A 21,392-nucleotide genomic window follows, 5' to 3' on the forward strand; every position below is an offset into this window, starting at 1 on the left:
GCTGTGAAGGTGGCCCGTGCGCCGGAGCGCGAAGACACCCCCGAGCCGAGCAGTGCAAGAGGCGCTCCGGGCCGACCCCGGGCGCAAAGGTGCGGTGGCACCGCGAGGTTCCCGCTCGCCCGCACCCCTCTGGGGCCGCGTTGCAGACGCCCGAGGAGGTAACCCGCCGTGCAACGCATCCTCGCCACCGAACTGGCCGCTCATCCGTACGAACAAGTGCAGGTCGCCGGCTGGGTCCATCGCGTCCGCCGGCTCAAGTCGGTGACCTTCCTGATCGTCCGGGACGCCGCCGGCCTCGCCCAGGTGGTGATCACCGACCGGGCGGTCGCCGCGCCGCTCACCGAGGAGAGCGTGGTGACCGTCACCGGCACGGTCACCCCGAACGAGCAGGCTCCCGGTGGGATCGAGCTGACCGGTCCGGAGATCCACACCCAGTCCGCCGTGGACGTGCCGCTGCCGTTCGAGCTGCATCGGCCCACACTGACCGCCGGATTGCCGGTCCAGCTGGACCACGCCGCGCTGGCGCTGCGGCACCCGGTCCGGCGGGCCGCGCTGCGGATCGCCGCGGCCGCCACCGCCGGGTTCCGCGCCGCGCTGGAGGCGCAGCGCTTCGTCGAGGTGCACACCCCGAAGATCGTCGAGTCGGCGACCGAGTCCGGCGCCGACGTCTTCCGGCTGGACTACTTCGGCCGGGCCGCCTATCTGGCGCAGTCGCCGCAGTTCTACAAGCAGATGATGGTCGGGGTCCTGGAACGGGTCTACGAGGTCGGCCCGGTGTTCCGCGCCGAGAACAGCGACACTGCGCGACACCTGACCCAGTACACCTCACTGGACGCCGAGATGGGTTTCATCGCCGACCACCGGACCGTGATGGCGGTGCTGACCGGCACCGTCGCCGGGATGTTCGGCGAGATCACCGCGCGGACCGGGGTGCCGACGCCACGGGTGCCGGCGGAGATCCCGGCGGTGCACTTCACCGAGGCGCTGCGGATCGCCGGCGCCCCGGCGGACGAGCCGGACCTGGCGCCGGCGCACGAGCGGGCGCTGGGCGCGTGGGCGCGGCGCGAGCACGGTTCCGAGCTCGTCTTCGTGACCGGCTACCCGATGCGCAAACGGCCCTTCTACACCCATCCGGACCCCGCCGACCCGGCGTACTCGAACGGTTTCGACCTGATCTTCCGGGGCTTGGAGATCGTCACCGGCGGGCAGCGGTTGCACCGGCACGCCGACTACGTCGCCGCGCTGCGCGCGGCCGGCGAGCCACTTGCCGCCCATCGCGGCTACCTGGACGCCTTCCGGTACGGCATGCCCCCGCACGGCGGCTGGGCCATCGGCCTGGAACGCCTGGTGGCGAAGCTGACCGGCGCGGCGAACGTCCGCGAGGTGACGGCCTTCCCGCGTGACCCGCACCGGATCGCGCCGTAAGGTTCGCACGGTGACATGCGACGGGATCGACGGTGCCGGTGCTGATCGACCTTGACGCGGCGCCGCCGCCGGCTCCGGCGCGGTCCCGGCGGCTCCCGTGGCGCCGTCTGCGGATCGCCGCCGCGGCGGCCGCCGTGCTGCTCCTGCTCGGCGCCGCGGCCGCGCCACCGGTGGCGGTCGTGTTCCCGCGGGTGGCCGACACGGGCGGGCGGTCGGCCGTGGCCGTCCTGCTCACCCCGCAGGCGCTCGTCACCGCGCACCCGGCCTCGGGCGGCGACGAGATCGACGTGGTGGCCCGGCCGCTGGCGCCGGGCGGCCCGTCGTGGCGCTCCCGGCTGTCGCTGCCGGCGAGGGATTCGCTGCGGTTGTCACGTTCCGGTTCGGTGCTGGTCGTCGACGACGAGCTCACCGTGCGGATCCTCGACGCCGCCACCGGCCGTGAGCGCTGGGCCGTCGGTCCTGACGACAGCGCGCTGGTCACCGGCGACCGCGTGCTGCTCACCCGGTACGACGCCGCGGGCGCTTCCGAGCTGCGGCTGGCGGAGCTGGAGACCGGCCGGGTCCGGTGGTCGCGGCCGGGTGAGGCGTTCGCCGCGGTGCTCGGCGACGCCGGGCGCTACCTGTTCACGCTGGCCGCGGACGGGCGCGCCGAGGTGCGCTCGGCGGTGGACGGGCGGCTGCTCGGCAGCCGGCCGCTGAACGAGTCGGTGGACCCGGACGACCCGGACGTCGCGGTCGTCGGTGAGCGGGTGTACGTCCTCGGCCCGGCCTCGGTCACCGCGCTGCGGCTGGCCGATCTGACCCCGGCCTGGCGGTCCCCGGCCCGGGTGCCGATGCCGACCGGCGCGACCCGCTGCGGCGACCTGGTGTGCTTCCCCGGCGAGCGGGGGCTCACCGCGGTGGACGCGGGCACCGGGGCGACACGCTGGTCCGCGCCGGAGTGGGTGGCGTACTCCGGCGGTGTGGCGTCCGCCCGGGACCGCCGCACCGTGCTGCTCGACCCGGCGACCGGGCGGGTCATCCGCCGGCTGGGCCGGGGCCGGGCGACCGGCGGCCTGATGCTGCGTGTGGACGGCGACCACACCCGGGTCAGCGACCTGCGCACCGGCCGGGCGTACGGGACGCTGCCCGGTGTGCTCCCGTACGGCTGCACCGCCGCCGGGGACCTGCTGGCCTGCCCCCAGGCGGGCGGCACGACGGTGTGGCGGGTGCTCAGAACAGCGTCGTGAGGTGCCGCTCGACGACCGGCATGACCTCGGCGACCGGCACCGGGCGGCCGAGTTCGGCGCTGAGCGAGGTGACCCCGGCATCGCGGATCCCGCACGGCACGAACCGGTCGAAGTTGGCCAGGTCGCAGTCGCAGTTGAGGGCGAAGCCGTGCAGCGTCACGCCGCGCGCCACCCGGATCCCGATCTGGGCGATCTTGCGGTCCGGGCCGCCGTCGGTGGCCCGGACCCAGGCGCCGCTGCGCCCCTCGACCCGCTCGGTGATCACGCCGAACTCCGCGCAGACGTCGATCAGCAGCTGCTCGACGCGGCGTACGTACGCCACCACGTCGACCGGGTCGGGCAGGCGCAGGATCGGGTAGCCGACCAGCTGCCCAGGCCCGTGCCAGGTGATCTTGCCGCCGCGGTCCACGTCGACCACCGGGGTGCCGTCGAACGGCCGGTCGGCGGGCTCGGTGCGCTTGCCCGCGGTGAAGACGCTGGGGTGTTCCAGCAGCAGGACGGTGTCCGGCTGGTCGCCGTTCACCACGGCCTCGTGCAGACGCTTCTGCTCGTCCCACGCGTCGCGGTAGTCGACCAGCCCCGGGCGCAGAACGGTGAGTACGGAGGAAGTCACGTCGGCAAGCGTAGACCGGTACCGGCCGGTACCTACCGGTCGACCGGGTCGGTGCCGCGACGGATACGCCACACCAGCACGTCGTCGACCCGCTCGGGCTCGCCCAGCAGCGCCCGGGCGGTCACCTCCACCGCGGACCGGTTCAGCGTCTGGTGGTCCGAGCCGGTGATCTCGTCGGCCAGGAAGATCGCGTCCACCCCCCAGTAGGCGAGATCCGACCTCGCCTGGGCCCGGTCGGCGTTGCTCACCTGCGGGGTCTCGCCGTACCAGCCGGCGCGCAGGAACAGCCAGTCGGTGGCCCGGGGCGGGGCGCCGATCCGGCCCTCCCGCTTGCGGCCCTCCTCGCCGGCGGCCTGCGGGCCGAGGAAGTAGCCCTCCGGGATCCGGAACTGCCGGCCGCCGCGGGCCATCGTGTACGCCTGCCAGCGCTGCCCGTCCGCGGTCACGTTGAGCGCGAACGGCAGCGCGGTCAGCGTGCCGCCCGGCGGGACGTACCTCTTCCAGGTGCCGTCGGCGATGAACGCCGGCTCGGCGGCCCGGTGCTGCACGCGCAGCGGGAGCGGGATGATCGGCAGCAGGCTGACCACCACCGCCGTGGAGAGCCCGGCGTGCAGCGCGCCGACCGGGATCCGCCGGCTGATCAGCTGGTCCAGGATCAGCGCGAGCACGATGCCGAACACCCCGATCACGACGAGCGCGAACCGCAGCGGCAGCGCCGAGTCGAACAGCGGCAGGTGCATCAGCGAGGTGTAGGGCAGCGGGATGTCCCACTCGTGCTTGTTCACCATCGGCCGCGGGCCCCAGGACAGCACCAGGAAGACCAGGCCGACCGCGCCCACCGCGCGCAGCGTGGCCCGCCGCCCCGGCTCGGCGCGCCACCACAGCAGCCCGAACGAGACCAGGATCAGCACGACCAGGGGCAGGCCGAAGAACGACGTCTCCTCGGTCCGGTTCGGCGCCAGCTCCTTGCCCAACCCGAACAGCGTGCCCAGCGAGCGGCTCGGATAGGTGAGGTACGCCGCCACGTCCTCGACGAAGTAGCGCTGGTTGAACCCGGTCCCGGAGAACGTCTGCGGGCCGGCGAAGTGCATGTAGAGCGGATAGCCGAGCAGCGTGCCGGCCACCACCGCGGTCACGCCCAGGGCGGCCAGCACGGTGGGCAGCGCCGCGCGCGCCTCGGCCCGCACCGACTTCGCCAGCGACCAGACGACCACGAAGATTCCGCTGGCCAGGGCGGTGTAGAACAGCCCCTCGGCGGCGATCGAGAAGCCGACCGCGAGCAACAGCCCCAGCCGCAGCCCGTTGCGTAGCCACCGCCCCGGTTCGCGCAGTTTCAGCACCTGCCAGAGCACGACCGGCGCGATCCAGCCGGCGGTCCAGTTCAGGTGGCCGTTGGCGTGCGAGATGAACCCCGGGGCGAATCCGCAGAACAGCCCGGCCACGGCCGCCGCGCCGGCGTGCCGCACCAGCCAGCGGCGCAGGAACAGGTACCACGCGAACGCCGAGCCAGCCAGGTTCAGCGTCAGCACGGTCACGAAGCTGATCTGCGGCCCGGCCAGGTGCGTCAGCGGGGCGAACAGCACGGTGTACACCGTGATCGAGGTGTTCGCGGCCAGGTTGACGCCGAGCGGGGTGTTCAGCAGATCGGTGAAGAACGGGTCCGACCCCTGGGTGACGGTGTAGTACCCGTACCCCATCAGCCACTCGAAGAAGGCCTGGTCACCGACGTTGTCGGAGAGCACGTGAGTGTACGGGTCGTCCCAGAGGCCGCCGGTCACGTACACCGCCAGGGCGAGCGCGACCAGGGCCATGGTCAGGTGGGCACGCCACACCCGCCAGCGGCGCCCGGACGTGCTGTCGGGCTCCGAGGGCGGGTCGGCGGACGCGGCGGGGGCAGGGGCGGCGACGGACATCACGCGCAGGTTAGCAGCGCGTGCTCTAGATCAGCGGCTAACCGTGGGTTGCGGTTGCAACGCGGCCGCCAAGGCGGACTCAATGTCCGGGTACGTCCAGGAGAATCCTGCGTTGCGCAGAACGCCAGGGATTGCCCGCTGGCTCCGCTGTGCCTCCCCGCCCAGCTCGCCCAGCGCCAGGTCCAGCACCGGGCCGGGCACGCTCAGCAGCGCCGGGCGGCGCAGCTTGGCGGCCAGCGCCCTGGTGAACTGCTCGTTCGTGCACTGCACCGCGGAGACCAGGTTGACCGGGCCGGCCAGGTCCGTCCGCTGCAGGAGGAACTCGGCGGCGCGCAGCCAGTCGGTCAGCGCGATCCAGGCCATCCACTGCCGCCCGCCGCCGATCTTGGCGCCGCCGCCCAGCTTGAACAGCGGCAGCAACGGTTTCAGCAGTGAGCCCTGCCGGTCCAGGACCGGTGCGGTGCGCAGCAGCACGACCCGGGCGCCGGCGTCCTCGGCCGGCCGGGCGGCGGCCTCCCAGACCCGGCAGATGTCGGCCAGGAACGTGGCGCCGGCCGGGGCCTCCTCGGTGACCTCGTGGTCGCCGGTGTCGCCGTACCAGCCGACGGCGGAGGCCTGCAGCAGGGTGCGCGGGCGCTCGGTCTCGGGCAGCTTGGCGATCGCGCGGGCCAGCGTGTCGGTGGTGTCCACCCGGCTGGCCCGGAGCACGTTCTTGTAGCGGGTCGTCCAGCGGTGCGCGCCGATGTTCGCCCCGGCCAGGTTGATCACCGCGTCCGCGCCGGCGAGCACGGCCGGGTCGAGCCGGCCCTGCGAGGGCGTCCAGGTGGACTCGCCGACACCGGCCGGGTGCCGCACCAGACGGTGGATGTCGTGGCCCCCGGCGCGCAACCGCTCGGCGAGCCGGACACCGAGAAAGCCGGACGCGCCGGCCATGACGATCCGCATGTCCCGATTCTTTCCCGAAGATCGAACGATGCCAACAAAAAGCCGGGGGTGGGCACCCCCGGCTTTCCGTCAGCGGCTCAGAGACCGAGCTCGGCCTCGAAGTGCCCGGCTTCCAGGCGCTCCTTGAGGGTGCCCAGGAAGCGGGCGGCGTCCGCGCCGTCCACGATCCGGTGGTCGTAGCTGAGCGCCAGGTAGACCATCGACCGCGGCGCGATGATCTCGCCCAGCTCCGGGTCGTTCACGATCACCGGGCGCTTGACGACCGCGCCGAGACCGAGGATGCCGACCTGCGGCTGGTTGATGATCGGGGTGTCGAACAGCGCGCCCCGGCTGCCGGTGTTGGTCAGCGTGAAGGTGCCGCCACCGATCTCGTCCGGCCCGATCTTGTTGTTGCGGGTGCGGTCGGCGAGGTCCGCGATCCGCTTGGCCAGACCGGCCAGGTTCAGGTCGCCGGCGTCCTTGATCACCGGGACGACGAGGCCCTTCGGCGCGTCCACCGCGATGCCCAGGTGCTCGGCGCCGTGGTAGGTGACCGTGCCCGCCTCGACGTCGATTGAGGAGTTGACCACCGGGTGCTGCTGCAGCGCCTCGACCGTGGCCAGGGCGAAGAACGGCAGGAAGGTGAGCTTCACGCCGTGCTTGGCCTGGAAGTCGGCCTTGGCCTTGTTCCGCAGGTTGGCGATCTTGGTGACGTCCACCTCGACGACCGTGGTGAGCTGCGCCGAGATCTGCAGCGACTCCACCATGCGCCGGGCGATGGTGGCCCGGATGCGGGTCAGCTTCTCGGTGCGGCCCCGCAGCGGGCTCGGCTCCGGCTTGGCCTTGGCAGCGGCGGGCGCCGCGGCCGGGGCGGGGGCCGGTGCCGGGGCGGCGGCCTGGGCCTTGGCCGCGGCGGCCTTCTCTGCGGCGTCGAGCACGTCCTGCTTGCGGATCCGGCCTCCGACGCCGGTTCCGGTCAGCGAGGACAGGTCCACGCCCTTCTCGGCCGCCAGCTTGCGGACCAGCGGGGTCACGTAGCCGGCGTCGCCGGCGCCGTTCGCCTTGACCGTCGCGGCGGCCGGGGCCGCCGGGGCGGCCGGCTGGGACTGGGCGGCGGCCTGCTTGGACTCGGCGGCGGGCGACGGGGTCGCGTAAGACTCGCCGGCCGGCGTCACGTCCGGCGTCGGGGCCGACTCGATCTTCGGCTGCTGCGGGGCGGGCGCCGGCTTCGACTCGGCGGCCGGCGCGGGCTTGGCCTCGGCGGCGGGCGCCGGCTTCGACTCGGCGGCCGGGGCGGGTGCCGGCTGGGACTCGGCGGCCGGCGCGGCCGCCGCGGAGCCGACGATGGCCAGCTCGGCGCCGACCTCGGCCGTCTCGTCCTCGGCGACCTTGATCTCCAGCAGCGTGCCGGCCACCGGCGACGGGATCTCGGTGTCGACCTTGTCGGTGGAGACCTCGAGCAGCGGCTCGTCCAGCTCGACGGCGTCGCCGACCTGCTTGAGCCAGCGGGTGACGGTGCCCTCGGTGACGCTCTCGCCGAGCGCCGGCATCTTCACCGCGGTGCCGTCGGCGGAACCGCCGGCCGGGGCCGAGGCGGCCTGCGGCGCGGGGGCCTCCGCCTCGACCGGCTTCTCGGTCGACGGCGTGGTCGGCGCCGGCGGCTCCGGCTCGGCCTGCGCCTGCTGGGCCGGGGCGGGAGCGGCCGAACCGGCGTCCTCGCCGTCCCCGGCGATGACGGCCAGCTCGCTGCCGACCTCCGCGGTCTCGTCCTCGCCGACCACGATGCGGGAGAGCACGCCCGCGGCGGGCGACGGAATCTCCGTGTCGACCTTGTCGGTGGAGACCTCGAGCAGCGGCTCGTCGATCTCGACGCGCTCGCCCTCCTGCTTGAGCCAACGCGTGACGGTGCCCTCGGTGACGCTCTCACCCAGCCGCGGCATGGTTACCGATACCGGCATTTTTCCCCAAACTCCTTAACGCTTCGAACGATCGAATCAGCTGTGCGCGTGCAGCGGCTTGCCCGCGAGCGCGAGGAAGGCCTCGCCCAGCGCCTCGTTCTGCGTCGGGTGGGCGTGTACGAGCTGGGCGACCTCCTCCGGGAAGGCCTCCCAGTTGTAGATCAGCTGGGCCTCGCCGACCAGCTCGCCCATCCGGGCGCCGACCATGTGGACGCCGACCACCGGGCCGTCGTTCACGCGGACGAGCTTGACGAAGCCCGCGGTCTTGAGGATCTGGCTCTTGCCGTTGCCGCCCAGGTTGTAGTTGTACGAGGACACCTTGTCGGCGCCGTACTTCTCCTTGGCCTTGGCCTCGGTCAGGCCGACCGACGCGATCTCCGGGTCGGAGTAGGTGACCCGCGGGATGCCGGCCTCGTCGATCACCGCCGGGTTCCGTCCGGCGATCTCCTCGGCCACGAAGATGCCCTGCTGGAACCCGCGGTGCGCGAGCTGCAGGCCGGGCACGATGTCACCGACGGCGTAGATGTTGCCGACCCCGGTGTGCAGGCGCTCGTTGGTGATCACGAAGCCGCGGTCCAGGGTGATGCCCTGCTCCTCGTACCCCAGGTTGGCGGTCGTCGGGCCACGGCCGACCGCGACCAGCAGGACCTCCGCCTCCAGGACGTCGCCGCCGGCGATGGTGACCCGCACGCCGTTCTCGGTCTTCTCGACCTTCTCGAACGGCTTGCCGACCTTGAAGTTGATCTTCCGCTTGCGGAAGGCGCGCTCGACGGTCTTCGAGATCTCCTCGTCCTCCGCGGCGACCAGCCGGGGGAGGGCCTCGACGATGGTCACGTCGGCGCCGAACGACTTCCAGACACTGGCGAACTCGACGCCGATCACGCCGCCGCCCAGCACGATCGCGGAGCTCGGCACCCGGTCCAGCTTCAGGGCGTGCTCGCTGGTGATCACCCGCTGGCCGTCCACGTCCAGGCCGGGCAGGGTCCGCGAGTAGGAGCCGGTCGCCAGGATCACGTTGCGGCCGGTGTAGCGCTGCCCGTCCACCTCGACGGTGTCCCGGCTGACCAGCTTGCCGGCGCCGGCCACCACGGTGATGTTCTTGTTGTGGCCCAGCAGGCCCTGCAGGCCCTTGTACAGACGGCCGACGACGCCGTCCTTGTACGCGTTCACCCCGGCCATGTCGACACCGACCAGATTGGCCTTGATGCCGAACTGCTCGCTCTCCCGGGTCTGGTCGGCGATCTCCGCCGCGTGCAGCAGCGCCTTGGTCGGGATGCAGCCCCGGTGCAGGCAGGTGCCACCGACCTCGGCCTTGTCGATCAGCGCTACGGAGAGGTTCAGTTCGGCGGCGCGCAGCGCGGCCGCGTACCCGCCGCTGCCTGCGCCGAGAATGACGATGTCGAAGGTTCCGCCGTTCGGCTGGCTCACGTTGACTCCAGTGGTCGAGTCGTCGCCATGTGGGTCACACAATGGAAACGGTCACAGTCCCGTCTCGGACATCTTGTCACTTCAAGACCCGGTCAATGCAGTCAGGTGCCCCACGACACGTCGGCCCGTCGTACCCTTGCGGGATCCAGGACGAGGAGGGGCAGTGGCTTGGTTTCGGCGGCGCCCGCGATCCAGTGGACCCGGCGGGCGCCCGGTTGATCAGGCCGATCTGGACCATCTTACGCAATTCATCCGCACCCGCCGGGGTGTCGAGGCGTTCGTCGAGCCGCGGACCACGGTGACCGAGACCACCGTGTTGCTTGTCGCACACGACGGGGAGTGGACCCGGCGGCGGATCGGGTCGCCGGAGATCGCCCGCCGGTTCGCGCACCAGCTCTCGCTGCCCATCTACGACGTCCGGCTGCTCGGCTACCCGCAACGGATGCGCGACTACAACGCCCGGCAGAAGCGCCGCCCGGCCTGACCCGGCCGGGCGGCGCCACACCCGCGGCTAACCCGCCAGCTCGTCGACCACGCGCAGCAGGGTGCGGATCGGCACCCCGGTCCCGCCCTTGGTCCAGTACCCGGTCGGCTCGCCGGAGTGGTACGCCGGCCCGGCGATGTCGATGTGCGCCCACTCCACCCCCGGCTCGACGAACTCGCGCAGGAACACGCCGCCCTGCAGCATGTGCCCGGCCCGGTCGAGGCTGGAGTTGGTCTGGCAGATGTCGGCGATCTCCGATTCCATGCCCTTGCGCACGTCGTCCGGCAGCGGCATCGGCCAGCCCGGCTCGCCGACCGCGTCCCCGGCGGCCTGCACCAGCGCGGTCGCCGCCTCCGAGCCCATCAGCCCGGCGATCCGCTTGCCCAGCGAGATCACCTGGCCGCCGGTCAGGGTGGAGGTCTCGAACAGGTAGTCGGCGCCGTCCGCGCAGGCCCGGGCCATCGCGTCGCCGAGCACCATCCGGCCCTCGGCGTCGGTGTTGAACACCTCGACCCGCTTGCCGTTGAACATGGTGACCACGTCACCCGGCCGGTACGCCGACCCGGACGGCATGTTCTCCGCGATCGCCAGATAGCCGGAGACCGCGACGCCGGGTCGGAGCGCGGCGATCGCCAGCATGGTGGCGGCCACCGCGGCCGCACCGGCCATGTCCGACTTCATCTCCCACATGCCCGCCGCCGGCTTGATGCTGACACCACCGGTGTCGAAGGTGATGCCCTTGCCGACCAGCGCCACCCGCTTCGGCTCGGCGACACCCTCCGGCACGTAGGTCAGCTTGACCAGCCGCGGCGGCGCCTCGGAACCCTGGCCGACCGCCACGATCCCGCCGTACCCGCCGGCCTTGAGCTGGTCGAGGTCGAGCACCTCGACACCGAGGCCGAGCTCGTCGGCGGCAGACGCCACCAGGTCGGCGAAGTGCGCCGGGCGCAGCTCGTTCGGCGCCATGTTGACCCAGTCCCGGGCCTGCCGGACCGCCCGGCCGACCACCTCGGCGCGGGACAGCTCGGCCGCGGCCGCCGCGTCGGCGGCGTCCGGCACGTGCACCTGCAGCGCGGCGACCGGCTCCCGGCGGCCCTTCTGCGGCTTGGTCTTGTAGCCGGCGAACCGGTACGACCCGAGCAGCGCGCCCTCCAGCACGGCGCGCAGCACCGCCGGCGCGTCGGCGTCGTCCGGCAGCGGCAGGGCCAGCGCCACGGTGGCGCTGCCGGCCAGGGCGCGGACCGCGGCGCCGGCGCCCCGGCGCAGCGTCTCCAGGTCGGGCGCCGAGCCGGACGGCTCGTCGCCCAGGCCCACCGCGACCACCAGGGGCGCGGCGACGGTGCCGAGGGTGGCCAGCTTGGTCACCTCACCCGGCGCGCCGGTCGCGCCGAGCAGCGCCAGCGTCGACGTCAGCTTCCCGTCGAACGCCGCGGCGATGCTCTCCGCGCCCGCCGCCGGAAGCAGGGCGCCGTCCTGGTCGGGCTGGCTGTGCAGGCCGATGACGATGGCATCGACCGCCAATTCGGCCGGGTCGGTGTCGACCAGGCTGAGGTTGGGCTGGGTCACTCGGGCACTCCGGGACGTCAGGGCCGGAACTCGCCGGTGGGCGTGCTCCCGGCTGGTGGGAAAAGGTGGTGCTCCCCGCGACTCTAACGAGCCCCAAGGTCACCGGTAAGTTGAGTCTCATGTCTGCCGAGTTCTTCCGCTCCCCGCTCCACGATCGCCACGTTGCGCTGGGCGCGAAGTTCGCCCCGTTCGGCGGCTGGGAGATGCCCCTGGAGTACGCCGGTGGCGGCGTCCTGCGCGAGCACGCCGCGGTGCGTGAGGCGGCCGGCGTGTTCGACGTGTCGCACCTGGGCAAGGCCCGGGTCCGGGGCGCCGGCGCGGCCCGGTTCGTGAACTCCTGCCTGACCAACGACCTGGACCGGATCCAGCCGGGCAAGGCGCAGTACACGCTCTGCTGCGATCCCTCCGGCGGCGTGGTGGACGACCTGATCGCGTACCTCTACGGCCCGGACGACGTCTTCCTGATCCCGAACGCGGCGAACACCGCCGAGGTGGTCCGCCGCCTGGCCGCCGCCGCGCCCGAGCCGATCACGGTGACCGACCTGCACCGCGACTTCGCCGTCCTGGCCGTGCAGGGCCCGCGGTCGGCCGCCGTGCTGACGGAACTCGGCCTGCCCACCGACCACGACTACATGTCGTTCACCGGCGCCACGCTGAACGGTGCGGGACTGGTGGTCTGCCGCACCGGCTACACCGGGGAACACGGCTACGAGCTGGTCGTCCCCTGGGACGCCGCGGCCACCGTCTGGGACGCGGTGATCGCCGCCGGGGTCCGGCCGTGCGGCCTCGGCGCCCGGGACACGCTGCGCACCGAGATGGGCTACCCGCTGCACGGCCAGGAGCTGTCGCTGGAGATCAGCCCGGTGCAGGCCCGTTCCGGCTGGGCGGTCGGCTGGAACAAACCCGCCTTCTGGGGCCGCGACGCGCTGCTCGCCGAGAAGGCCGCCGGCCCGCGCCGCCAGCTGCGCGGCCTGGAGGTCACCGGCCGCGGCATCCCGCGCGGCCACATGCCGGTCCTGGCCGGCGACACCCCGGTCGGCGAGACGACCAGCGGCACGTTCTCCCCGACGAAGAAGGTCGGCATCGCGCTGGCCCTGATCGACACCGCCGCCGGCCTCGCCGACGGCGACCTGGTCCAGATCGACATCCGCGGCCGCCGCACCGAGGCCCGCCTGGTCAAACCCCCGTTCGTCCAGCCGTCGGTCCGCTGACCCGCGTGCCCGCCGTCGGTCCGCTGACCCGCGAGCCCGCCACGTCGGTCCGCTGACCCGCGTGCCCGCCGTCGGTCCGCTGGCCGGCACGCCGGGTGTCGGGTCGGGGTGCATGGTGTCGCGCTGCTTGTGTGTAGGCCCGGCACTGACTCGGCGGGTTGCGCCGACTGGGCGGGCTGCCCGGTTCGTGGCGCGTCGGGCCTGCTCGCGCGTGCCCCGGGTGCTGGCCCGCCCTGCGGTGCCCGGATCGTCCGCCCGCAAGCTGGGTGCCACCCCGGACCGTCGCGCGCTTCGGCGAAGGCGCGGCCCAGGCCAATGCCTTTTCCGGATACGAAGCGGGAGTCCCGTCCGCAGGCCGGAGCCGAGCCCCGTGCGTGCCCTCGCGGCGCGGCACCTGGACTCGGACGGTGCCGCGCCCCCCGGCTCTCAGCTGGTGCTCCCGGTGGCCATCGCACCGCCATGCCCGCCGTCTGTGCCAGCCGTGAGTGTCCGGCTGATGTGGGTGGCCGTCGCGGGGCCGGGCTGACTGCCTTCCTCGCTGGCTGGACGTGTCGGGCTGGTGCTGGTGCTGGTGGTGGCGCTGGCGTGACCGGCTTCCTCGCCAGTTGGACGTGTCGGGCTGGTGCTGGCGGGCGTTCTGAGGCTGGCCTCACCGCCCTCAGTGCCAGCCGGCTCGCCCGGATGGAACACCCCAGAGCCCCCTGGGCGGGTTGGGCTGGTGTTCGTGGGTGTTCCGAGGCCGACGTGATCACCGCCCGGGCAGCGGGCTTGCCCGGCGGATGCTTATGGGTGATTTGGTGGATTTATTCACGTGAGACCAGGCAGAGTGGGATTGGCGCCGGCGGTTGTTGTCGGGGTGGGGTGACCACCGTCGGCGCCGCCTGGGGCTTCGGGTGCCGGTGCTGGCTGGGGCTTTGCGCCGTGCTGGCTGGGGCTTTGCGCGCCGTGCTGGCTGGGGCTCCGGGGCGCATAGCACGGGTCCTGCGGGGGCACGGACGGGGCTCGGCTCGGCCTGCGGACGGGACTTCCGGGTCGTACCCGGGAAGGGTTCGAGCGGGAGCGGACCGCCCGCGTCTCGCGGGCGGGTGGTGCCGGGTCAGCGCAGGGTGAGGGTGACCAGGGTGACCGTGGTGGCCAGCTCCACGCAGGCGCCGAGGACATCACCGGTGATGCCGCCGAGGCGGCGGACGCAGTGCCGCAGCAGCACGAGAACCGCGGCGAGGGCGAGCAGGACGGCTACCGGGCCCTGCCACGGGCGGCCGGGGACGGCGGGGATCGCGGCCGCGGCGACCGCCACGGCGGCCGGCAGCAGCGCCGGGATCGAAACCGTGGAGGCGACCATCGCGCCCAGGCCTTCGGGGCGGGCCGGAGGGACGCCGCGGCGGCAGGCCACCGTGATCGCCAGACGGCCGGTGGTCCAGGCGATCACCAGCGACCACCACGGGACGGCGGCCAGCGCGGCGGCCTGGATGAGGACGGTGGCGGCGAGGGCCACGACCCCGAACGGGCCGATGTCTGGCTTTTTCATGATTTCCAGGGCGCCCGGGCCGGAGCGGTAGGAGCCCAGGGCGTCGACCGTGTCGGCCAGGCCGTCCAGGTGCAGGCCGCGGGTCAGCAAGGCCCCCGCGGCCACCGCGACTCCAGCCGCGACGAGCGCGGGCGCGCCGAGCGTCCGCAGGCCCCCGTGCAGACCGGCCAGCGTCAGGCCCAGCACCGCGCCGACCAGCGGCGCCAGGCCCATCGCGACGGCGGCGGTGGGGCGGTCCACCCGGCCTGCGCGCAGCGGCAGGACGGTGAGCGTGGTGACCGCCAGCCGGAGGCCGTCCAGCGCCCGGCCCGGCGTTACGGTCACGACCGCCCGGCCGCGCCGCCTTCGGCGCCGCTGCCTTCGACGCCGCCGGCCGAGCCGGTGACCGGGCCCGCGTCGCTGCCGAAAGTGGCGTTCGCGCCGGCGATCCCGGTGCCGCCGGGTGTGCCGCCCGGCTCTGCGGCCCGGCCCCGGTCGGCGTTGCCGCTCGGGGCGGCGGGTTGGCCGGCCCGGCTCGCGTCGGCGTCGCCGTGGGGAGCGGGTTGGCCGGCCCGGCTCGCGTCGGCGTCGCCGTGGGGAGCGGGTTGGCCGGCCCGGCTCGCGTCGGCGTCGCCGTGGGGAGCGGGTTGGGCGGCCCGGCTCCCGTCGGTGGCGCCGTGCGGGGCGGCGGCCCGGCTCGGGTCGGGGTCGTCGGGGGTGGTGGACCCGGCGACCGGGGCGTCGTCGAGGTCGTCGCTGAGGCCCGCGTCGCCGTGGTCGGCCAGCAGCGCCGGGTGGACCGGCAGCGCCGCCGCCAGACCCGTCGCGGTACGCAGCAACGGCAGGGCGGCCAGCGCGTTCGCACCCTCGCCCAGGTCCAGCCCGAGCTGCAGCACCGGGGTCAGGCCGAGCACGTCCGCGCCCTGCTTGACCAGCGCCAGCGTGCCCGCCTCGGGCAGCAGGCACCAGTGCCGGGTCTGCCCGGCCAGGTCCCGGGCGACCAGCCCGGCGGCGATGCCGAGCGGGCCGTCCAGCAGCACCGGGACGCGCCGGGCGGCGGCGCCCAGCAGCAGGCCGGTGGCGACCGCCAGGTCGAGGCCGCCGATCTCGCGCAGGATGTCGGTGGCGCCGCGCGGCTCGTGCCGGATCCGGTGCAGGGCGTCGCGGATCGCGGCGCAGCGGAGCATCCAGGCGTGGTCGTCGAAGCGGCCGCCCGGCAGCAGTACCCGCGGCAGGGTGGCGGCGGCCTCGGCGCCGGTGGTCGCGGCGAGCACCGCGGTCGCCGCGGACTCCACGCCGACCCCGATCCCGGCCAGCAGCAGCGCGTCCCGGCCGGCGTCGGCGGCCTCGTCGGCGAGCTGCCAGCCCTGGCGCAGCGCGGCCTCGACCGCGTGCTCCTCGGCGACCGGGCCGTCCTCCATCGCCGCGGTGGGCGGTGTGCGCAGCACCGCGATGTCCGCGCCGGCCTGCGCGGCCAGCCGGCCCAGCAGGCCCAGGCCGCGCTCGGTCTCGGCGATCCGGCGTTCGGCGTCCTGCGGGTCGGCGCCGGCGGCGGCGCCACCGCCGTGCCGGCCGGCGACCACCACGACCCGGACCGACGACCATGGACGCGGGGTGGTGGTGTCCTGCGTGGCGGCGGCGAACTCGATCGCCTCGCCGAGCATCCCCAGGCCGGCGCCGGGCAGGTCGACCTGCCCCAGGCGCTCCCGGGCGTCCGGGCCGGCGTCGCTGCTGGGCAGCGGCAGGTCCATGCCCGGCTCGATCCGGGTGAGGCCGGACGCGACCAGCGGCAGGGTCTGGGTGCTCTCGCCGAGCGCCCCGGAGCGGTCCGGCGCGGCCCGCTCGGCCACGGTCACCGGCGCCACCACGGTGGCGCCGGCCGGCGCGTCGGTGAACCCGGGCGTGGCCGGCGGGGTGACGAAGACCGGGGCGGCCGGCGGCGGGGGAGGCGCCGGGGTGGCGGCGACGGCCGGTCTCGGCCGGGGCGCGGCAGCCGGTACGACGCTCGTCCCGCCCTTCAGCCACGTCGGCTGACCGGCGACCACCAGCGCCACGCCGTCGCAGGCGTCGGCGAGCGCCTGGTTGGTGGTCCCGAGGGCGTCCGCGAACGCCCGGCCGACCGGCGTGACCGGCACCAGCGAGAGCCCGACCTCGGGGCTGACCAGCACCACGCGGGCCGAGCAGGAACGCACCGCGGCGGCCAGCGCGGCCACGTCCGCCTCGTCGTCCTTCGGCTGCCGGGCCGGGTCGAGCACCGCGGCCACCCACCCGCCCAGGTCATCGACGAGCAGGGTGTCGTCCGGTCCCGCCTCGGACAGCAGCTCGGTGAGCCGGGCCGGGTCGGCGCCGGTCTCCTCGGTCGACCAGGACTGCGGGCGGCGACGCTGATGTTCCTCGATCCGGGCCAGCCACTCCGGGTCGTCCTCGCCGCCGACCGCGGTGGCGACGTACCGCACCGCCGGCGCGTCCGCCACCAGCGATTCGGCGAACGCGGATTTGCCGGAGCGGATCCCGCCGAGCACCAGGACCGTGTTCCACCGATCTTCGGACATGCCCCGTACCTTAGAGCCGGGTCGTACCCGCGCACGCCGTAGGGTGGAAGCCCACCGACGTACGACGTGAGGGGGCGGCTCAATGCCGTGGAGTTGGCGGTACGAAGACGTCGACGGCAAACCGGTCGATCTGCCGGCCGAGACGTTCAGCAGCCAGGCCGACGCCGAGTCCTGGATCGGTCAGGAGTGGCGCCGGTTGCAGGCCGGCGGCGTCAGCACGGTCACCCTGGTCGAGGACGACCGGGTGGACTATCAGATGAGCCTGCAGCCGGCGGAGTGACGTGACCTACGAACCGGTCTACACGCGCACCCCTCGGAACGCGTTCGTCCCGAGCCCGGTCTTCGTCGGCATCGTCGCGATCTTCGCGGTGAGCGGCGTGCTCACCTGGACGCGGTACGGCAACGTCGGGTTCGACGTGTTCCTGTTCGTGATCTCGGGCTGGCTGATCTCCCTGTGCCTGCACGAGTACGCGCACGCCGTCGCCGCGTACTTCTCCGGCGACCTGACCGTCGCCGAGCGTGGCTACCTGCGGCTGAACCCGTTGAAGTACACCCACCCGCTGCTGTCCATCGTGCTGCCGGTGATCGTGGTGATCCTGGGCGGCATCGGTCTGCCCGGCGGCGCCGTCTGGGTCGACCACCGGTACATCACCAGCAAGGTCAAGGACTCGCTGATCAGCGCGGCCGGCCCGCTCACCAACATCGTGCTGGCGGTGGTGGCGGCCGTGCCGTTCCTGTTCGGCCTGGGCCCGGAGGTCGTCGACACCGGCGCCCGGCTGGTGATCTACACCGCGCATCCGGAGTTCTGGCAGGCCCTGTCGGTGGTCGCGTTCCTGCAGATCACCGCGAGCGTGCTGAACCTGCTGCCGATCCCCGGCCTGGACGGGGGCAGCATCCTGCGGCCCTGGCTGAGCCCGGCGTACCGGCGGGCCTGGGACATGTTCGCCCCGTTCGGTTTCCTGCTGCTGTTCGTGGCGCTGTGGCAGACCGACCTCGGCGGCTACTTCTCCGAGCTGGTGGTCTGGCTGGCCGAGCACCTCGGGCTGGACCGGTACCTGATCGCCGACGGGTTCGAGCTGATGCGGTTCTGGAGCGACTAGCGGATCAGGGCCGCCGGGCCCGGCCGGTCGATGATCAGCGACCGGCCGGGCCGCTCCGTCAGGGCCGCTGCGCCGGGCTGGTCGTCAGGGCCGGGTCCCGGGTGACGATCGGGTCGACGATCTCGTCGATCGCCTTCAGCAGCGCGTCGTCCAGCTTCACCCCGGACGCCTTGACGTTGTCCCGGACCTGCTCGGGCCGGGACGCGCCGATGATCGCCGCGGACACGTTCGGGTTGTGCAGCACCCACGCGATGGCCAGCTGCCCCATGGTCAGCCCGGCCTGATCGGCCAGCGGCCGGAGCCGGGCGACCGTGGTCAGCACGTCGTCCTCCAGCCACCGGGCGATGAAGTTCGCCCCGGACTTCTCGTCGGTGGCCCGCGACCCGGCCGGCGGCTGCTCGCCCGCCCGGTACTTGCCGGTCAGCACCCCCTGCGCCAGCGGCGACCAGACGATCTGTCCCAGGCCCAGTTCCTGCGACGCCGGCACCACCTCGGCCTCGATCACCCGCCACAGCATCGAGTACTGCGGCTGGTTCGACACGAGCCGGATCCGCAACTCGTCGGCGAGCGGCTTGGCGGCCCGGATCTGCTCGGCCGACCACTCCGACACGCCGATGTAGTGTGCCTTGCCCCGGTGCACCACGTCGGCGAACGCCTCCATGGTCTCCTCCAGCGGGGTGCTGTGGTCGTACCGGTGCGCCTGGTACACGTCCACGTAGTCGGTGCCCAGCCGGCGCAGCGAGCCGTCGATCGAGGTCATGATGTGCTTGCGGGACAGGCCGCTGTCGTTCGCCCCCGGCCCGGTACGCCAGTACACCTTGGTGAGGATCTCCAGACCGTCGCGCCGCTCGTCCTTCAGCGCCCGGCCCAGCACCTCCTCGGCGCGGGTGCCGGCGTACACGTCCGCGGTGTCGAACGTGGTGATCCCGGACTCCAGGGCCGCGCGCACACAGGCGAGCGCGGCGTCCTCCTCCACCTGGGACCCGTGGGTGATCCAGTTGCCGTAGGCGATCTCACTGACCAGCAGGCCGGAACGGCCGAGATGACGGAACTCCATCCCCCGACCCTAACCACGCGGCCGGTGTGCGGCATTCTCAACCGATCACACCGGTACGGCCGGGGAAGGGCCTGCCGTTCTCCTGCTCCCACTTCGTGACGCTGCGCTCCCGATCGTCCCGGGTGGGTGCGAGGAAGTCGAGGTACTGCACGACGACCGCCCGCGCCTCCGCGAAGGTGTAGCTGGTGGCCTCGGGCCGCGGCCCGAGATCTTCGACGGTCACGCCCGCCGCGTCGCAGCGGACGACGGCCGAGTGCCTTCGTACTCGGTGTACTCGGCGCGGCCGGCGGCCACCTCGTCGATGCAGTCGAGCAGGTCGATGCAGTCGGACGAGTATCCCTGGATGTCGTTGATGAGCTGGGACCCGAGCGGGGCGAACCGCTTGCTCTCCACTTCGAAGGTCCGGCGGTTGTCGCTGTTCCGGAAAAACCTGATGCTCATCATCTCACCTATTTGTTGGATTCGTCGACCGGCCACGTGGAGAACCAGCAACTACGGTCGTGCTCGTTGTAGAAGCCGTTGATGTCGAGGCCGTTCGCCCGGCCGAGCCACCTTCTCGGATCGGTGGGGTCGGGGATGCTGTCGCGGAATGCGCCCTCAATTGTCTCGTCCACGCGTTGCGGGGTCCAGTTGTCCGGGAAGAAGCTGCTCTTACCCCGCTTCTCGTGCCAGTTGCCGTCGGGACCGGGAACCTCGACCTTCGCACGGTACGTTCCGGTCCGAGATCAGCTCCTTGCCGTCCGGGCCGAGCTTCACGCGGGCGCCGTCCGGGTTCCTGCCCTGGAACCGGTGGTGGAAGCCGGTTCCCCGGGGCGGCTGAGATCTCATGTTGACGTCGCCGAGGAAGATGTGCCGGTACCGGTGTTGCTGCGTTTTCATCCTGAGCCACAGTTCGACCTTCCGGAACAGGCCGCTCCGCCGGCGCCTACCCACCCGGCACCGCGTCCACGGCCAGGCCGGTCAACGGCACGATGGCATTGATCCTGAGTCTCGGCACGATCCCGGCGACAGCCACGACATGCGCGGCGTTCTCAACCGATCACACCGGTACGGCCCGCGAACGGCCTGCCGCTCTCCTGCTCCCATGCCACGACGTTGCGCTCCTTCTCCTCCCGGGTCGGGGCCAGGAAGTCGAAATACTGCAGGACGACCGCCCGCGCCTCCTCGAAGGTGTAGGTGGCCGGATCGGGAACCGGCCCCAGGCTCTCGATTGTCACGCCGCCCGGATGGCAGCGGAACACCGCCGAGTTGCCCTCGTACTCGGTGTACTCGGCCCGTCCCGCGGCCACCTCGTCGATGCATTCGAGAAGATTGATGCAGTCGGGGGCGTAGCCCTGGATGTCGCTGACGAGCTGAGAGCCGATGCGGACGAACCGTTTCGAGTCCACTCGGTAGTCCCGACGATTCTTGTCGTTCCGGAAGAACGTGATTCCCATTAATTCGCCTCGTTGATAGTCGGCCATGCGGAGGACCAGAAATTCGGATTCGCGTCATTGTAGAAGCCTTGGATTTCGAGTCCGTTCGACTCTCCGATCCATTTGCCGGGCTCCTCGGGGTGGGGAGTGCTGTTCCGGAAGGCATCGTCGATCGCCTCGGCCACCCGCTGCGGCGTCCAGTTGTCCGGGAAGAACGTGCTGGACCCGTTCTTCTGATGCCAGTTCCCGTCCGGGCCGAGGATGTCGACCCGCGCGCGATACGTGCCGGACACATCCGTCCGCAGGATGATCTCGTTGCCGTTCGCGTCGAGCCGGACGCGGGCGCCGGGCGGGTTCTGGCCCAGGAACCTGTGGTGGAAACCGCTGCCCCTGGGCCTCGGCCGGGCGTTCATGTTGGTGTGGCCGTAGAAGATGTGCTCGTAACGGCGGTGCCGCCTCCTGCTGTTGAGCCACTGTTCGATGTGGCGGAAGATGCCGCCGGCGTGGCCCCGCCTACCCACCCAGCACCGCGTCCATGGCCAGGCCGGTCAACTGGTCGAGGATCGTCTCGGTGATCATCTTGAAGATCGGGATCTCCGCCAGCGACGCGCCCAGGGTGGGCCCGGCGGTGGCGATGGCCTGCGTGATCTCGATCGCGAGCAGGGTCAGCTGGACGATGACATTGATCTTCAGAGTGAGCACGATCCCGGCGCACACCATGAGACCGGCCCCGATCATCGTGGCCGCGACCGCGCCGTTCTCCATGTTGACCTTGGCGGCCTCCGGTCCCAGCCAGCTGTTCTGGAAGGCCTCGACAGCCGAACCCTGGTTCTCCACCCACACCGCCTGCGCCGCCGCGTGCGCGTCACCCACCCCGGCCCGCAGCGGCTCGGTGAAGGCCATCCAGGCCTGCCCCATCTCGAACAGCCTGGTCTCGTCCGCCTCCGGCCAGGTGTAGCCGAGCATGCCGAGAACGGACACCAGCTCACCCGGCAGTTGCAGTCCCACCC

20 protein-coding genes and 1 pseudogene are annotated in these 21,392 nt (G+C 72.8%); 6 read left to right on the top strand and 15 right to left on the bottom strand.

Going from position 1 to position 21,392, the window contains the following annotated elements:
• The first annotated feature begins 168 nt into the window (after positions 1–168).
• Both aspS and ACTEI_RS07375 read left to right on the top strand, forming a co-directional pair.
• Positions 169–1,425 carry an aspartate--tRNA(Asn) ligase gene (gene aspS / locus ACTEI_RS07370; RefSeq protein ID WP_122976954.1) on the top strand — a complete coding sequence of 419 codons (1,257 nt, stop codon included), beginning with the start codon at positions 169–171 and terminating at the stop codon, positions 1,423–1,425.
• A 38-nt stretch (positions 1,426–1,463) separates the two neighbouring features.
• Positions 1,464–2,654, top strand: coding sequence for an outer membrane protein assembly factor BamB family protein (locus ACTEI_RS07375; protein WP_164465874.1), 1,191 nt, complete (start codon positions 1,464–1,466; stop codon positions 2,652–2,654).
• Here ACTEI_RS07375 and lipB read toward each other — a convergent pair.
• From lipB to lpdA, 5 genes are all read right to left on the bottom strand, one after another.
• Positions 2,638–3,267 (bottom strand): lipoyl(octanoyl) transferase LipB, encoded by a 630-nt coding sequence (gene lipB, locus ACTEI_RS07380; protein WP_122976956.1) that lies wholly within the window; start codon positions 3,265–3,267, stop codon positions 2,638–2,640. The two genes, ACTEI_RS07375 and lipB, sit on opposite strands and share 17 nt — an antisense overlap.
• A gap of 32 nt (positions 3,268–3,299) precedes the next feature.
• Positions 3,300–5,180: a DUF6311 domain-containing protein gene (locus tag ACTEI_RS07385; RefSeq protein WP_122976957.1), complete on the bottom strand. Its 1,881-nt coding sequence runs from the start codon at positions 5,178–5,180 to the stop codon at positions 3,300–3,302.
• A 30-nt stretch (positions 5,181–5,210) separates the two neighbouring features.
• A complete protein-coding gene (locus tag ACTEI_RS07390; protein ID WP_122976958.1) occupies positions 5,211–6,125 on the bottom strand; it encodes a TIGR01777 family oxidoreductase in 915 nt (304 codons plus the stop codon).
• A gap of 77 nt (positions 6,126–6,202) precedes the next feature.
• On the bottom strand, positions 6,203–8,062 hold the full coding sequence (gene sucB / locus ACTEI_RS07395; protein WP_122976959.1) for a 2-oxoglutarate dehydrogenase, E2 component, dihydrolipoamide succinyltransferase: 1,860 nt from the start codon (positions 8,060–8,062) through the stop codon (positions 6,203–6,205).
• 36 nt (positions 8,063–8,098) lie between these two features.
• A complete protein-coding gene (gene lpdA, locus ACTEI_RS07400) occupies positions 8,099–9,490 on the bottom strand; it encodes a dihydrolipoyl dehydrogenase (protein WP_122976960.1) in 1,392 nt (463 codons plus the stop codon).
• A gap of 163 nt (positions 9,491–9,653) precedes the next feature.
• Here lpdA and ACTEI_RS07405 point away from each other — a divergent pair, with 163 nt between their 5' ends.
• Positions 9,654–9,974 carry a hypothetical protein gene (locus tag ACTEI_RS07405; RefSeq protein WP_122976961.1) on the top strand — a complete coding sequence of 107 codons (321 nt, stop codon included), beginning with the start codon at positions 9,654–9,656 and terminating at the stop codon, positions 9,972–9,974.
• A gap of 27 nt (positions 9,975–10,001) precedes the next feature.
• Here ACTEI_RS07405 and ACTEI_RS07410 read toward each other — a convergent pair whose 3' ends face one another.
• Entirely contained in the window at positions 10,002–11,540 is a 1,539-nt protein-coding gene (locus ACTEI_RS07410; RefSeq protein ID WP_122976962.1) for a leucyl aminopeptidase, read from the bottom strand.
• Between the two features lie 119 nt (positions 11,541–11,659).
• On the opposite strand from ACTEI_RS07410, the gene gcvT reads away from it, so the two are divergent.
• A complete protein-coding gene (gcvT, locus tag ACTEI_RS07415; RefSeq protein ID WP_122976963.1) occupies positions 11,660–12,751 on the top strand; it encodes a glycine cleavage system aminomethyltransferase GcvT in 1,092 nt (363 codons plus the stop codon).
• A gap of 1,096 nt (positions 12,752–13,847) precedes the next feature.
• On the opposite strand, the gene ACTEI_RS07420 is transcribed toward gcvT, so the two are convergent.
• Entirely contained in the window at positions 13,848–14,603 is a 756-nt protein-coding gene (locus ACTEI_RS07420; RefSeq protein ID WP_187645897.1) for an adenosylcobinamide-GDP ribazoletransferase, read from the bottom strand.
• Positions 14,600–16,810: a bifunctional adenosylcobinamide kinase/adenosylcobinamide-phosphate guanylyltransferase gene (locus tag ACTEI_RS07425; protein WP_244940669.1), complete on the bottom strand. Its 2,211-nt coding sequence runs from the start codon at positions 16,808–16,810 to the stop codon at positions 14,600–14,602. Before ACTEI_RS07425 ends, ACTEI_RS07420 begins: the two co-directional genes overlap by 4 nt.
• An 82-nt stretch (positions 16,811–16,892) precedes the next feature.
• Here ACTEI_RS07425 and ACTEI_RS07430 point away from each other — a divergent pair, with 82 nt between their 5' ends.
• Positions 16,893–17,090 carry a hypothetical protein gene (locus ACTEI_RS07430; protein WP_122976964.1) on the top strand — a complete coding sequence of 66 codons (198 nt, stop codon included), beginning with the start codon at positions 16,893–16,895 and terminating at the stop codon, positions 17,088–17,090.
• Position 17,091: 1 nt separating this feature from the next.
• The gene (locus tag ACTEI_RS07435) at positions 17,092–17,910 is read left to right on the top strand and encodes a site-2 protease family protein (protein WP_122976965.1); all 819 of its coding nucleotides are present in this window, start codon (positions 17,092–17,094) and stop codon (positions 17,908–17,910) included.
• A 58-nt stretch (positions 17,911–17,968) separates the two neighbouring features.
• Here the strand turns inward: ACTEI_RS07435 and ACTEI_RS07440 are convergent, their stop codons facing one another.
• From ACTEI_RS07440 to ACTEI_RS07470, 7 genes and pseudogenes are all read right to left on the bottom strand, one after another.
• Positions 17,969–18,967, bottom strand: coding sequence for an aldo/keto reductase family protein (locus tag ACTEI_RS07440; protein ID WP_122976966.1), 999 nt, complete (start codon positions 18,965–18,967; stop codon positions 17,969–17,971).
• Between the two features lie 37 nt (positions 18,968–19,004).
• Positions 19,005–19,190: a hypothetical protein gene (locus ACTEI_RS07445; protein ID WP_122976967.1), complete on the bottom strand. Its 186-nt coding sequence runs from the start codon at positions 19,188–19,190 to the stop codon at positions 19,005–19,007.
• The gene (locus ACTEI_RS07450) at positions 19,187–19,408 is read right to left on the bottom strand and encodes a hypothetical protein (protein WP_145830820.1); all 222 of its coding nucleotides are present in this window, start codon (positions 19,406–19,408) and stop codon (positions 19,187–19,189) included. The genes ACTEI_RS07445 and ACTEI_RS07450 overlap by 4 nt, the downstream gene beginning before the upstream one ends.
• An 8-nt stretch (positions 19,409–19,416) precedes the next feature.
• Positions 19,417–19,626, bottom strand: a pseudogene (locus tag ACTEI_RS36815) (hypothetical protein); the annotation flags it as partial.
• A gap of 372 nt (positions 19,627–19,998) precedes the next feature.
• Positions 19,999–20,403 (bottom strand): hypothetical protein, encoded by a 405-nt coding sequence (locus ACTEI_RS07460; RefSeq protein ID WP_122976970.1) that lies wholly within the window; start codon positions 20,401–20,403, stop codon positions 19,999–20,001.
• Positions 20,403–20,903: an EndoU domain-containing protein gene (locus ACTEI_RS07465; RefSeq protein ID WP_122976971.1), complete on the bottom strand. Its 501-nt coding sequence runs from the start codon at positions 20,901–20,903 to the stop codon at positions 20,403–20,405. The genes ACTEI_RS07460 and ACTEI_RS07465 overlap by 1 nt, the downstream gene beginning before the upstream one ends.
• Positions 20,896–21,390: a WXG100-like domain-containing protein gene (locus ACTEI_RS07470; protein WP_122976972.1), complete on the bottom strand. Its 495-nt coding sequence runs from the start codon at positions 21,388–21,390 to the stop codon at positions 20,896–20,898. Before ACTEI_RS07470 ends, ACTEI_RS07465 begins: the two co-directional genes overlap by 8 nt.
• Positions 21,391–21,392: the final 2 nt, after the last annotated feature.

This window comes from Actinoplanes teichomyceticus ATCC 31121, assembly GCF_003711105.1.
GTDB lineage: Bacteria > Actinomycetota > Actinomycetes > Mycobacteriales > Micromonosporaceae > Actinoplanes > Actinoplanes teichomyceticus.